Genomic DNA, 11,415 nt, shown 5'->3' on the forward strand with positions numbered 1-11,415 from the left:
GCCAGTGGTCGCCGGAACGGTGCCGCTGGTCGAGCTCCACAATCCGGTCGGCTTCGGTGGCGTCGCCGTGGCTGAAGAGCAGCAGTTCGATCCGGGTGGCCAGGGGGGCAACCACAGAAAAATTCACCCCCCTGGCGGTGAGGCTGGCACCCAGGGGCCAGGGATGGCCGATGTGCAGCCCCTTGCCCTGGTGGTGGTTGGCGCTGGGGTCCATGGAGAGCTCAGGACTGTTGAATTGGACCGTCAATGGGCCTGGCCTGGATACGGCAACGTTAAGCAGGCCTTTCGCTGGGGGCAGCAGGATCCTGCTGAGGTGGCCGTCTCCAGACCTTCTTGCCCTGCTCTCCCCACCTGCCGCCGCCCCAGCCTTGGCCTTGCTCACCCAGCCCCCCGAACCCGGCCGCCCGCCCCAGCAGGTGATTGCGGGGTTGTGGCTGTTCGCGCCCAGCCGCGAAAGCCAGGGAGGTAGCAGCTGGCTGCTGGAAGGCTCGGCCTATGGCGGCGATGGCGATCTGCTGGTGGATTGTCCCGGATACACCCAGGCCAATCTGGAGATACTTCAACGGCGCTCGCTCCAGGTGGGTCCAGGCACGATCGTGCTCACCAGTCGCGAGGGGCATGGGCGCTGCCGCCGCTTTCAGGAGGCCATCGGCTGGCCCGTGCTGGTGCAGGAGCAGGAGGCCTACCTCCTGCCCGGGGTGCGGCAATGCTCAAGCTTTGCGGCTGAACATTGCCTGGCACCGGGGGTGGAGCTGCTTTGGACACCCGGTCCGACGCCCGGGGCCTGCGTGTTGCATGTGCGGGCAGGAGCCCTTGATGGCCTTTTCTGCGGCCGTCTGTTGGTGCCAACTGGGCCGGCGGCCCTGGCCCCATTGCCCACGGCGCGCACCTTCCACTGGCCCCGCCAGCTGCGCAGTCTGGAGCTGCTGCGCGGTTGGTTGCCGGCGGGCTCCCCGGCCTGGATCGCCAGTGGTGGCGGGCTTGGTGCGCTGCGGGGCGAAAAGCTCGTAACTGGGGGAGCTGCCCTGCTGGCGGGCCTCGATTTGTGATGCCGGCAGCCACTCCGATCCGCCCTATGTGCGGAAATTGTCACGAAAACCGTTGCGCCGCCGCACTTTCTTGTTGCAGCAAGGGCTGAGTCCCCATACGATTGCGAGGCTTAACTCCGGGCCGGTCGGCGTTTCCGACTCGCCACCTTCTGTCGGATCCCGACCGTCAACCCCGAGGCTTCTTCCTCCTATGAACAAAGCTGATCTAGTCAACCTCGTTGCTGCCCGCACCGAGCTCACCAAAACCGACGTCTCCCTGGTGGTGGATGCTGCCATCGAAACCATCATTGATTCGGTGGTGGAAGGCAAGAAGGTTTCCATTCTGGGCTTCGGTTCCTTTGAACCCCGGGATCGTTCCGCCCGTCAGGGTCTGAACCCCAAGACCGGCGAGAAAATCAAAATTCCTGCCAAGCGGGTGCCTGCCTTCACCGCTGGCAAGATGTTTAAGGACCGGGTTCAGGGCTGATCCGGGCATCGTTCCAGGACCGGACCACCCTTGCTGAAGCGGTCCTGCGGGGCCGCTTTTTTGTTATCCCGCTTTGTTGTTCTCAGCGGCCATGCCCCTGCCCAGCCACTTGCAGGCCCTGCTGGAAGCCGGTTTGCTGCGGCGCCGGCAGGGTTACCGGGGGCGATTCGCTCCCTCGCCGACGGGCGCCCTGCACCGGGGCAACCTGCGCACCGCCCTGCTGGGCTGGTTGCACGCTCGCCTGCGGGGTGGGGAATGGCTGCTGCGCCTTGACGATCTCGATACGCCCCGCAATCGCCCGGGCGCGGAGGCTTCAATCCTGGCCGACCTGCGCTGGCTTGGCCTGGATTGGGATGGGCCGCTGCTGCGGCAGAGCCAGCGACGCGGCCTCTACGGCACGGTGCTTTCCGCCCTGCGCAGGCAGGGCCTGCTCTATCCCTGCCGTTGCAGTCGCCGCCTGCTGGCCGATATCTCTGCTCCCCATGCAGCCTTGACTGTCTATCCCGGCACCTGTCGCGGCCGGGATGGAGGTTGGGGGCCCCTGCAGGGCCGGCTGCCGAGCTGGCGGTTGCGCTTGGGGCCTGGGGTGCTGCGCTGGCTAGAAAGCTATGGCCTCCCAGGTCAGCTTGACGGCCCCAGCGCAGTGGGTGATGTGGTGCTGCGCCGGGCCGATGGCTTCCTCGCCTACCACCTGGCCACGGCGGTAGATGAGCTCAGCCTGGGCATCAGTGATGTGGTGCGCGGCTGTGACCTCTGGAGCGCCACCGGCGCCCAGGTGGCCGTGATGGCAGCCCTGGGGGCAGACCCGCCGAGCTACGGCCACGTGCCGCTCTGGCGAGATGGGCAGGGCCGGCGGCTGAGCAAACGGGAGGGGGGCGAGGGCCTCGCTGCCTACCGCCAGCGTGGTCTCGATGCCGCCTCGGTGGTTGGAGATCTGGCAGCCAGTGCCGGCCTGGTGCCGGCCGGCGGGCGCCTGAGTGCAATCGAGCTGCTGCAGGAGCTGGGGCCATGCCCTGAACGGCTCGACCATCTGTTGGGGGCTCCCCAGGCCTGAGCAACCTCTGGCAAGGGTGCCGGCAGGGGCCTGATCATTTCTGCTTCTTTTTTCGCCAGATAAAGAATGCTGCCGTTGCCACCACAACGGCCAGTGGCGCTGCGGTCAACAGCAGCAGAATCACGGCAGTCCAATCGGTGTACATCGCTCAGACGCAAAACCTCAGCCATCATCTCAGTAGACCGACCCCGCCGCCGCTGCCCCAGTGATGAAGCTTCTGCCAATCAGTTCCCTTGCCCTGGCAGGACTCTCCCTGGCCCTGCTGGGGCCGTCGCCCGCCCGCGCCGGAGTGGAATTCGACAACTGCCAGCCCACCGCTGACGGCGGCATCAGCTGTGACACGCGGCCCACGGGCAACACCTTGATGGACGATCAGACGGCGCGCTATGGCCTGTTCAACGACGCCAGCCCCGGCTGGAGTGAATTTGATCCAGACGAGGGATTTGAGGATGACCTGGGTGGCAACGAAACCTGAGCGATCGCCATCCCATGATCCGGGCGACTCGTTGATCGAGCGGCTCCACAGCGTGCAGTTGCTGCATGGCTATCTGCCCAGGCAAGAGCTGCAGCAGCTGGCCATCAGCATGGCCCGTCCCCTCAGCGAGGTGATGGGTGTGGCGAGCTTCTACCACCTGTTTCGGCTCGACCCGCCGCCGCCCCATCGCTGCGTTGTCTGCCGGGGTACCGCCTGTTTCGTGCGGGGGGCCGAGCGGCTGGAGGCCGCCCTGCGGCAGCGGGGGGTGGCCTTCGAGACCACCAGCTGCATGGGGGCTTGCGGCCAGGCCCCGGTGTTGGTGGTCGATGGAGTCCTGGCCATGGGCCAGCCAGAGGCGCTGCCATGGGCGTGAGCTGGCGCTGCTGCGATGCCACGGCCTGTCGGGCAGCCGGGGGGGCGGCCCTGAGGCAGCGGCTTGAGGCGGAGGTGGGTGCTGATCGGGTCAAGCCGGTGGGTTGCCTGCGGCTCTGCGGCATGGGCCCCCTGGCGGCGGCCGACCACGCCGATGGCTCCACCGAGCTGGTGGCTGGAGTGGCGGGGGAGCGGCGCCTGGATCTGGCCCATCCGTTTTTTCTTCTGCAGCGATCGGTGGTGCTGGAGCGCTGCGGCCTGGTCAATCCCAATTCGATCGAGGATGCGATTGCCCAGGGCGCCTACGCCGCGTTGGATCGCTGCCGGCAGCTGGCGCCGCAAGCGGTGATCGAGCAGGTGGAGCGCAGTGGTCTGCGGGGCCGCGGCGGTGCGGGCTATCCCACCGGCCGCAAGTGGCAGCTGGTGGCCGCCCAGGCCAGCCCCACCAGGGCGGTCGTCTGCAACGCCGATGAGGGAGATCCCGGCGCCTTCATGGACCGGGCGGTGCTGGAAGGGGATCCCCACCGGCTGTTGGAGGGCATGGCGATCGCCGCCCATGCCGTCGGTGCCGCCGAGGCCTTCATCTACGTGCGGGCCGAATATGCGCTGGCGATCGAGCGGTTGCGCACCGCCATCGGCGCCGCCGAGGCCCGGGGGGTGCTGGCGGGCTTGCCGATCCAGCTGCGCATCGGTGCCGGGGCCTACGTGTGTGGCGAGGAAACGGCCCTGCTCCACTCGATCGAGGGGGGGCGGGGCACGCCCCGGCCGCGGCCGCCCTACCCGGCGGTGTCGGGCCTGTGGGGCCTGCCCACCCTGATCAACAACGTGGAAACCTTTGCCGCCGTGCCGGCGATCTTGCGGGAGGGCGGTGACTGGTATGCCGCCATGGGCACGGCCACCAGTAAGGGCACCAAGGTGTTCGCCCTTTCCGGCGCCATCCCGCACACGGGCCTGATTGAGGTGGAGATGGGCACCAGCCTGCGCACCATCGTGGAGGCCATGGGCCAGAGCCCACCGGGGCGGGTGAAGGCCGTGCAGACCGGCGGCCCCTCCGGCGGCTGCGTGCCGGCGGCGCTGCTCGACACCCCGGTGGATTACGAGAGCCTGCAGTCGCTCGGCTCGATTATGGGCTCCGGCGGCATGGTGGTGATCGATGGGTCGATGGCGATGCCGGAGCTGGCCCGTTATTTCATGCGTTTCTGCGTCGATGAAAGCTGCGGCAAGTGCCTGCCCTGTCGGGCCGGCACGGTGCAGTTGGCCCAGCTGCTGGATCGTTTTGTCGAGCGCCGGGCGACGGCGGCTGATCTGGTGCAGCTCGAGCAGCTCTGCGGCATGGTCAAGGCCACCAGCCTCTGCGGCCTGGGCCAGTCGGCCCCCAATCCGGTGCTGAGCACCCTGCGGTTTTTCCGCGCCGAATACGAGGCTGCTATTGAGGCTCCCATCGCGGCGCCCATCGCCCCATGACAGGGGCCCAGCTCCCAGCCCAGCCTCCAGTGCGGCTCAGCATCAACGGGCTCGTGGTTGAGGCAGCCGCTGAAGCCACCCTGCTGCAGGCGATCCGCTCGGCGGGCCTGCAGGTGCCCACCCTCTGCCACCTCGATGGCCTCACGCCGGTGGGGGCTTGCCGCCTTTGCCTGGTGGTGATCGAGGGCCATCCCAAGTTGGAGCCCGCCTGCGTCACCGCCGTGGCCGACGGGATGGTGGTGCACACCCATACCCCCGAGCTGGACACCTACCGGCGCATGGCGGTGGAGCTGTTCTTCGCCGAGGGCAACCATGTCTGCGCCGTCTGCGTCGCCAACGGCGCCTGCGAGCTGCAGGCCGTGGCGGTGGAGGTGGGCATGGACCACTCCCGTTTCCCCTACCAGTACCCCCGGCGCCAGGTGGACGCTTCCCACCCCCTGTTCAGCCTGGATCACCACCGCTGCATCCTCTGCACCCGCTGCGTGCGGGTCTGCGATGAGATCGAGGGGGCGCACGTGTGGGATGTGGGCTATCGGGGCAGCTCCTGCTCGATCATCGCCGGCCTGGATCAGCCCTGGGGGGAGGTGGCGGCCTGCACCAACTGCGGCAAGTGCGTCGATGTGTGCCCCACCGGCGCCCTGTTTCGCAAGGAGGATGGCAGCGGCGAGAAGCAGCCCCACCCCGAGCGGGCCCAGCAGCTGGTCGAGGCGCGCACCGAGCACCACTGGCACAACCAATGACCCTTGGCACAACCAATGACTATGGCCCTACCCCCAAAGCTGCGATTCGCCACGGTGTGGCTGGCGGGCTGCAGCGGCTGCCACATGTCGTTCCTCGACCTGGACGAATGGCTCTTTGAGCTCGCCGAGCGGGTGGAGATCGTCTACTCGCCGGTGGCCAGTGACATCAAGGTGTTTCCCGAGGGTGTGGATCTGTGCCTGGTGGAGGGGGCGGTGGCCAACGCCGACAACCTTGAACTCGCCCTGCAGCTGCGGGCCCGCAGCAAGGTGGTGGTGTCCTTCGGCGACTGCGCCGTCAGCGCCAACGTGCCGGGCATGCGCAACCTCTGGGCCGGCGTCGAGGGCGGCAGCCGCCAGAGCGTGCTGGAGCGCGGCTATGTGGAGCTGGCCGACACCGGCGCCCAGCATCCCCATGCCCCGGGCATCGTGCCGGAGTTGCTGGAGCGGGTGCTGCCCCTGCATGAGCTGATCCCGGTGGATCACTTCCTGCCGGGCTGCCCCCCTTCGGCCGAGCGGATCCGGACCTTTCTCGAGGCCCTGCTGCGTGGCGAGGCGCCACCGATGGAAGGCCCGGCCATGCTGGATTTTGGCTGAGGGCAAGCTGCGATCAACCCGCCGGGCCGCCCGCCGATGGGACGTCCACCAGACCCGTTTCCAATTCCAGCCCAGCCCGACTCAGGTTCCAGCGGTAGATCGCCAGGGCCTCAGCTGAGCGGGCCACCTGCAGGTTGCGCTGGGCCACCAACAGCTCGGTCAGAGAAGAGAGGCCGGCCCGATAGCGCAGGAGGGCATCCTGCACCGACCGTTCTCCCGCCACGATGGCCGCCCGCGTGGCGGCGGTCTGGGCGGCCGCTGCGCGGTGGGTGGCGAACCAGGTTTCCACGTTTTGGATGATGGCCTGCTGGGCCTGCTGGAGGGCGATCTCCGCCTGGGCCGCACGGCGCTGGGCCAGGGCAATCGACTCGCGGCTGAGGCCTCCGTCAAAGATGGGCTGGCGCACGCTGATGGCGGCACCCCAGTCGACGAAGCTGCCCGAGGCACTGCCGCTCGTGTTGACGGTTGGCAAAGTCACGCCAGCGCCACTGCCACTGCTGCCGCTGACAGAGGGGGTAGCGCTGAGGTTTGGAACATTGAGCCAGTTGCCGCTGATGCCCCCTCCCACCAGCAGGCCGACGCTGGGCAACCGTCCAGCTCGGGCCAATTGCACGTTGGCTTGTTGGGCCTGCTGGAGTTGCGAAAGGCTTTCCAGGGCAGGGCGCTGCTCCACGGCTTTGCTGAGGCTCTCGCCCAAGCTGTGGCCCCAAGCCGGATCCGTCTGAAGGGGGTCAGCGGGTTCGACGCGGGATTCGGCCGCCAGATTCAGCACGCGGGCCAGGCCACTGAGGGCGATTTCATGCTGGGCCTGGGCCTCTGCCAATCCCTGCAGGTCTGCTTGCAGCAGGGCCTCGGCTTGATAGGTATCAATGCGTGGGGCAAGGCCCTCACGGCGGATTGCATTTACGTCGCGCAGTAACTGGCGGGACAACGCCAGCGAGCTTTCCCATACCGGAATCTGGGCGGCGCTCAACTGGGCAGAGAGGTAGCGGCTCAAAATTTCAAAGCGGGCACGCCGTTGCTGCTCCTCCTGCTCGGCGCGGGCCGCCTGCAGATCGGCCTGGGCAGCCTGCTTTAGCGGGCTGCGGCCAAAATCCAGCAACGGCATCCGCAAGATCAAACCCAGATTCACAAAGGTGTTGTTGATCAGGGCCGAACCGTCGGCACCGAGGTTGAGGCTCAGGTCACCGATTGTGGGCAGGTTGGAAATGAAGCCGATGTCAGTGTTCACCTGGGCAAAGGTGCCCAGGGCCACCAGATCGAGTTTGGGCAGAAAACGGGTGCGGGCCAACCCAACCAGGGCCTGGTTCTCCTCCGCTTTCAGCACCTGGCTGCGCAGGCTCAGGGACGCGCCCAATCCCAGCTCAAGGGCCTGCTGGCGGCTGAGCACCAGTGGGGGGGTGAGCGCCCGGGCGGCCGGGCCAGTAGCCAGACCCAGGATCACCGCTGTGACTGCCCCCATCCAGCGGGATCGCCGACTCAAAGCTGGGCAAAGGCGTGTAGCCGGTACGATAGGGCCACTGGTTCAGTGGTAGGAAAGAAAGTCGGCATGGCAGCAGCTGATTGGGCTCCGCGCCTGCTGCCGATGGCCGTCGTCACCACGATCGTCGCAGCCTGGTCTCTCTCGCCAGCGGTGGCGGTGAAGGTTGAGGGGAGTGCTGTGTTGCTCCAGCCCGACAGCCGCGTGGGGTTCTACGCGCGATCGGCAGGCCAGGTACAGGCGTTGCCCCTTCGCGTCGGTAACGCCGTGCGCCAGGGCGAGCTGCTGGCCAGCCTGAATCGGGTGGATCAGGCGGCGGCGGGTGCTGGGACGGTGGGTCCCAATCCTGCTGCCCTGGTTCGTCAGGGACAGGCCATCGACCGCCAGCAGCAGGCAATCCGGGCCCAGATCGCCACCCTGCGCAGCACCAACCAGCCTGTGCAGAAGCAGCTGCAGGCGCTCGAGACCTTGCGCCGCGATGAGGTCATCCCCCGCTACAGCCCCCTCTGGGTGGGAGCGCAGGACCTGTACTTGCGCAACCAGAGCCAGATCAAGGCGCTGGAGGGCCAGCTGGCCCAGCTCGATGCCAACCGGGCCGAACTGGAGGGGCAGGAGGATGCCCAGGCTGTGCTGGCACCCCGCTCTGGCCGCTTGCTGAGTTTGGCGGTCAGCCCGGGGCAGGCGGTGCTGCCGGGCCAGCGGCTCGGAACCCTGGGCCCCGGGCCCCTGCAAGCCAGCCGCCCGCGCCTGGCCACCGCCCTGTTCAGTGATGCCGATGCGGTGCGCCTGCGGCTCGGTGGGTCGATCCAGCTCGATCCCCTGCTGCAGACCCGGGAGCGCTACGGCGGCACGGCTGAGCGCTACGGCTCTGTCGAGGGAAAAATCGTCGCCATTTCACCTGCTACCGCCGATCTAGCCGAGGTGAGCCGGGTGGTGGGGGATCCGGAACTGGCCCAGAGCCTGATCGCCCGCAGCCGCCAGGCCGCCTTCGGTGAGGGTGGCGACCCCCTGGCCACAGCTGCCGACAAGATCAGCTCGCCGGTGCAGCTGGTGACCGTGGAACTGGAGGCGGCCAGCAGCCCCAGCGGGTTGCGCTGGAGTAGTGGCCAAGGGCCCGATCTGCCCCTGGAGAACGGCACTCCCGCCCGGGCAAAGGTGGAGGTTGAACGGCGTTCCCTGGTGAGCTTCGTGCTGCCGTTCCTGCGCTGGCTTGGCGGAGCAGAGCGATGAGAGGTTTGGTTTTATGAATAACCGCGGGCGTTGGTTGAGCCCCTGGCGTCAGCCAGCTCCCTGGATCGCGCTGGTGTTGCTGGTGATTGCAGCCAGCAGCTCGCCGCCGCGGCTGTGGTTCTGGGTTGCCCTGGTGGTGGTGGTGCTGCTGGTGGGCTGGGCCCAGGCGCTGCGCCCCCCGCGCCCCTGAATGGTGCCGTTGCGCGGGGTCCTGGTGATCGGCCTGGCGGCTGGCCTGACCAGTGCGCTCTGCGATGGCATTGGCCTCAGTAGCGGGGCTATCGCCTATGGCGCGGTGATCGCTGCTGTAGTGGTGCGCCCCGATTTCAGCCGCTGGCCCCTGGCGATCTATCCGGTTTTGCTGCTGGTCGTCGGCTTCTGCATGGCGATTGGCGTGGCCCTGGGGCTTGCCCTCGCCTCGGTGCCCCAGGTGTTCGTATTCGGGCTGGTGGCGGCACTGATGCAGTTCCTCACCCTGCTGCTGCCGGGCAAATTACGCCTGCTCTCCGGCGTGATGGCGGTGGCGGGAGTCCTGCCGCTACTGAGCAGTTCCCCAAGTTGGGGTGACTGGGGCCAGCAGTTGCTCGCCATTGCCCTTGGCCTGGCCAGCGGCACCGCATTGCAGCTGGCCTTCGCTTCAGCCGAGGTCCCCCCTGGGGAAAGCCCGGCCCAGGGCTCTGCCGAGCCTCCCCTGGCCGAGCGGGTGAAAGCGGGCCTGCAATCGCCATTCTTTTGGCGCAAGCTCGTGTTTGCGAGTCTTGCCCTGGCCATTGGGGAAGGGATCGGAGCCGTCACACCGAAATACCTCTACTTCGGTGTGGTGCTGCTGCTCAACGACAGCATCGGCGATACCCTCGCGAGGGTTCGCGACCGGATGGTCGGCATCTCGTTGGGGGTTTTGATGCCTCTGTTGGTGTTCAACACCCTGGGGATCGGGCCGCTGCAAACCGGGCTGGTGATGGGTGGTACGGCCGCTTTGGTGATGGCGTTGAACAGCGCCAATTACCTGCGCACGGCTTTGATCTCCAGTGGGGTGGCTTTTGTCGGCTACGGCCCTCTGGTGGCCTGGTACATCCCCCACCGTTGGATTGACTACCTGATGGGCTGCGGCCTCGCCCTGGCGGTAGGGCTGTTGCTGTTTCCCACCAGCGCCTTGCGCCGCTACCGGCAACTCGAGGCTGATCCTGCAGCATCCGCCCAGCAGCTGCAGAGGCTTCTCCCGGCCGCGCGGGAAGAAGCCCGCTGGCTCGGGTTGCCCTTGCCTGAGCTGGAGCGAACCTGATGCGCCCCATCGCCCTGCTGCAGCGCCCATCGAGGCTCGTCGTTGGCCTGGGTTTGCTGGCCGCCGCCTCCCCAGCCCTGGCTCAGGCCAGGCAGCCGATCCCTGCGGCTGGCTGCATCGGCCTGCTGGGTCAACTGGGTATGGCAGTGGGCATGCTGGTTCTCACTGCAGCGATTCACACCCTGGTCACCGTGCTCCAGGCGGAGCTCACCCACCGGCCCCGGCTGGACGCCTGGTGTGGGGCCCGCAGCCGGCGTCGCCTGTTGATGATTGTGGCCATGGCCTTGCTCACTGCCCTGGCCCTCTGGGTGGAAATCCTGCTCTGGGCCCTGCTGTATCGCGGTCTTGGTCTATTCCCCGCTCTGGAGGGAAGTCTCTATTTTTCTGGCATCACCTTCACCACCGTCGGCTATGGCGACATGACCCTCCCTGCCTGCTGGCGTTTGCTCAGCGTCGCGGAGGCGGTTAACGGGGTGTTGATGGCTGGCTGGAGTACGGCCCAGCTGGTGTATGTGGTTCAGCGCATCACCCTGCTGCGTCTTGTCAGCGAAGGCCGATTGCCGTGAACCCCGATTCCACCCCCCGCACAATCACGATCGACCCGGTGACCCGCATCGAGGGCCACGCCAAGATCACCCTGCACCTCGATGACGCCGGCGAGATCGCTGCTGCCCGCTTCCACGTGGTGGAGTATCGCGGCTTCGAGACCTTCTGTGAGGGTCGGCCCTTCACGGAGATGGCGGGCATTACCGCCCGCATCTGCGGCATCTGCCCGGTGAGCCACCTGCTGGCCGCGGCCAAAACCGGCGACAAGCTGCTGGGGGTGCAGCCGCCACCGGCGGCCCGCCAGCTGCGGCGGCTGCTCAATTTGGCCCAGATCTGCCAGAGCCATGCCCTCTCGTTTTTCCACCTCAGCAGCCCCGATTTCCTGCTGGGCTGGGAGAGCGATCCGGCCAAGCGCAATGTGTTTGGCCTGATGGCGGCCGATCCCGAGCTGGCCCGCGCCGGCATCCGCCTGCGCCAGTTTGGCCAGCAGATCATTGAGCTGCTGGCGGGCCGCAAGATCCACTCGGCCTGGGCCGTGCCTGGTGGGGTGCGCTCGCCCCTCAGCGCCATGGCCCGCGATTGGATCCTGGAACGGCTACAAGAGGCCAGGGCCACCGCGGCCGCGGCGCTGGAGCTCTACAAAAAATTGCTGGATGGGCCGCT

General features: G+C 67.5%; 15 protein-coding genes. 13 read left to right on the forward strand and 2 right to left on the reverse strand.

From position 1 onward, the window contains the following. Positions 1–247, reverse strand: a 247-nt coding sequence (locus KBZ15_RS09425) for a hypothetical protein (protein ID WP_315859869.1), incomplete at its 3' end; no start/stop codon positions are given. 121 nt (positions 248–368) lie between these two features. On the opposite strand from KBZ15_RS09425, the gene KBZ15_RS09430 reads away from it, so the two are divergent. The 8 genes from KBZ15_RS09430 (at position 369) to KBZ15_RS09465 (ending at position 6,214) form a co-directional block, all read left to right on the forward strand. Further along, on the forward strand, positions 369–1,049 hold the full coding sequence (locus KBZ15_RS09430) for an MBL fold metallo-hydrolase (RefSeq protein ID WP_255014935.1): 681 nt from the start codon (positions 369–371) through the stop codon (positions 1,047–1,049). 190 nt (positions 1,050–1,239) lie between these two features. Beyond that, the gene (locus KBZ15_RS09435; protein WP_255014936.1) at positions 1,240–1,515 is read left to right on the forward strand and encodes an HU family DNA-binding protein; all 276 of its coding nucleotides are present in this window, start codon (positions 1,240–1,242) and stop codon (positions 1,513–1,515) included. Between the two features lie 91 nt (positions 1,516–1,606). Continuing rightward, a complete protein-coding gene (gene gluQRS, locus KBZ15_RS09440) occupies positions 1,607–2,569 on the forward strand; it encodes a tRNA glutamyl-Q(34) synthetase GluQRS (protein WP_255014937.1) in 963 nt (320 codons plus the stop codon). A gap of 208 nt (positions 2,570–2,777) precedes the next feature. Then, positions 2,778–3,044 (forward strand): hypothetical protein, encoded by a 267-nt coding sequence (locus KBZ15_RS09445; RefSeq protein ID WP_231596224.1) that lies wholly within the window; start codon positions 2,778–2,780, stop codon positions 3,042–3,044. Beyond that, positions 3,028–3,417 carry an NAD(P)H-dependent oxidoreductase subunit E gene (locus KBZ15_RS09450; RefSeq protein WP_254931465.1) on the forward strand — a complete coding sequence of 130 codons (390 nt, stop codon included), beginning with the start codon at positions 3,028–3,030 and terminating at the stop codon, positions 3,415–3,417. Before KBZ15_RS09445 ends, KBZ15_RS09450 begins: the two co-directional genes overlap by 17 nt. Further along, positions 3,408–4,880, forward strand: coding sequence for a NuoF family protein (locus KBZ15_RS09455; RefSeq protein WP_255014938.1), 1,473 nt, complete (start codon positions 3,408–3,410; stop codon positions 4,878–4,880). Before KBZ15_RS09450 ends, KBZ15_RS09455 begins: the two co-directional genes overlap by 10 nt. Next, complete coding sequence (gene hoxU / locus KBZ15_RS09460; protein WP_255014939.1) at positions 4,877–5,620, forward strand: bidirectional hydrogenase complex protein HoxU; 744 nt, start codon at positions 4,877–4,879, stop codon at positions 5,618–5,620. The genes KBZ15_RS09455 and hoxU overlap by 4 nt, the downstream gene beginning before the upstream one ends. A 15-nt stretch (positions 5,621–5,635) precedes the next feature. Further along, positions 5,636–6,214 (forward strand): oxidoreductase, encoded by a 579-nt coding sequence (locus KBZ15_RS09465; protein WP_255014940.1) that lies wholly within the window; start codon positions 5,636–5,638, stop codon positions 6,212–6,214. A 13-nt stretch (positions 6,215–6,227) separates the two neighbouring features. On the opposite strand, the gene KBZ15_RS09470 is transcribed toward KBZ15_RS09465, so the two are convergent. Next, positions 6,228–7,676, reverse strand: coding sequence for a TolC family protein (locus tag KBZ15_RS09470; protein ID WP_255014941.1), 1,449 nt, complete (start codon positions 7,674–7,676; stop codon positions 6,228–6,230). Between the two features lie 87 nt (positions 7,677–7,763). On the opposite strand from KBZ15_RS09470, the gene KBZ15_RS09475 reads away from it, so the two are divergent. The 5 genes from KBZ15_RS09475 to KBZ15_RS09495 all read left to right on the forward strand — a co-directional run. Continuing rightward, a complete protein-coding gene (locus tag KBZ15_RS09475; protein ID WP_255014942.1) occupies positions 7,764–8,924 on the forward strand; it encodes an HlyD family efflux transporter periplasmic adaptor subunit in 1,161 nt (386 codons plus the stop codon). Positions 8,925–8,937: 13 nt separating this feature from the next. Beyond that, the gene (locus tag KBZ15_RS09480; protein WP_255014943.1) at positions 8,938–9,114 is read left to right on the forward strand and encodes a hypothetical protein; all 177 of its coding nucleotides are present in this window, start codon (positions 8,938–8,940) and stop codon (positions 9,112–9,114) included. Then, the gene (locus KBZ15_RS09485) at positions 9,115–10,206 is read left to right on the forward strand and encodes an FUSC family protein (protein WP_255014944.1); all 1,092 of its coding nucleotides are present in this window, start codon (positions 9,115–9,117) and stop codon (positions 10,204–10,206) included. Then, the gene (locus KBZ15_RS09490) at positions 10,206–10,772 is read left to right on the forward strand and encodes a potassium channel family protein (RefSeq protein WP_255014945.1); all 567 of its coding nucleotides are present in this window, start codon (positions 10,206–10,208) and stop codon (positions 10,770–10,772) included. The genes KBZ15_RS09485 and KBZ15_RS09490 overlap by 1 nt, the downstream gene beginning before the upstream one ends. Continuing rightward, a partial coding sequence (locus KBZ15_RS09495) for a Ni/Fe hydrogenase subunit alpha (protein ID WP_255014946.1) occupies positions 10,769–11,415 on the forward strand: 647 nt, incomplete at its 3' end. The genes KBZ15_RS09490 and KBZ15_RS09495, both read left to right, overlap by 4 nt.

Origin of the sequence: Cyanobium sp. BA20m-p-22 (assembly GCF_024346275.1) — a bacterium.
Lineage (GTDB): Bacteria > Cyanobacteriota > Cyanobacteriia > PCC-6307 > Cyanobiaceae > Cyanobium_A.

Bases quoted from the DNA above. Each gene is read 5' to 3' on its own strand.
- KBZ15_RS09465 (WP_255014940.1), top strand. From the start codon at position 5,636: ATGACTATGGCCCTACCCCCAAAGCTGCGATTCGCCACGGTGTGGCTG.
- KBZ15_RS09475 (WP_255014942.1), top strand. From the start codon at position 7,764: ATGGCAGCAGCTGATTGGGCTCCGCGCCTGCTGCCGATGGCCGTCGTC.
- KBZ15_RS09435 (WP_255014936.1), top strand. From the start codon at position 1,240: ATGAACAAAGCTGATCTAGTCAACCTCGTTGCTGCCCGCACCGAGCTC.
- KBZ15_RS09485 (WP_255014944.1), top strand. From the start codon at position 9,115: ATGGTGCCGTTGCGCGGGGTCCTGGTGATCGGCCTGGCGGCTGGCCTG.
- KBZ15_RS09455 (WP_255014938.1), top strand. From the start codon at position 3,408: ATGGGCGTGAGCTGGCGCTGCTGCGATGCCACGGCCTGTCGGGCAGCC.
- KBZ15_RS09480 (WP_255014943.1), top strand. From the start codon at position 8,938: ATGAATAACCGCGGGCGTTGGTTGAGCCCCTGGCGTCAGCCAGCTCCC.
- KBZ15_RS09490 (WP_255014945.1), top strand. From the start codon at position 10,206: ATGCGCCCCATCGCCCTGCTGCAGCGCCCATCGAGGCTCGTCGTTGGC.
- gluQRS (WP_255014937.1), top strand. From the start codon at position 1,607: ATGCCCCTGCCCAGCCACTTGCAGGCCCTGCTGGAAGCCGGTTTGCTG.
- KBZ15_RS09445 (WP_231596224.1), top strand. From the start codon at position 2,778: ATGAAGCTTCTGCCAATCAGTTCCCTTGCCCTGGCAGGACTCTCCCTG.
- hoxU (WP_255014939.1), top strand. From the start codon at position 4,877: ATGACAGGGGCCCAGCTCCCAGCCCAGCCTCCAGTGCGGCTCAGCATC.
- KBZ15_RS09470 (WP_255014941.1), bottom strand. From the start codon at position 7,676: ATGGGGGCAGTCACAGCGGTGATCCTGGGTCTGGCTACTGGCCCGGCC.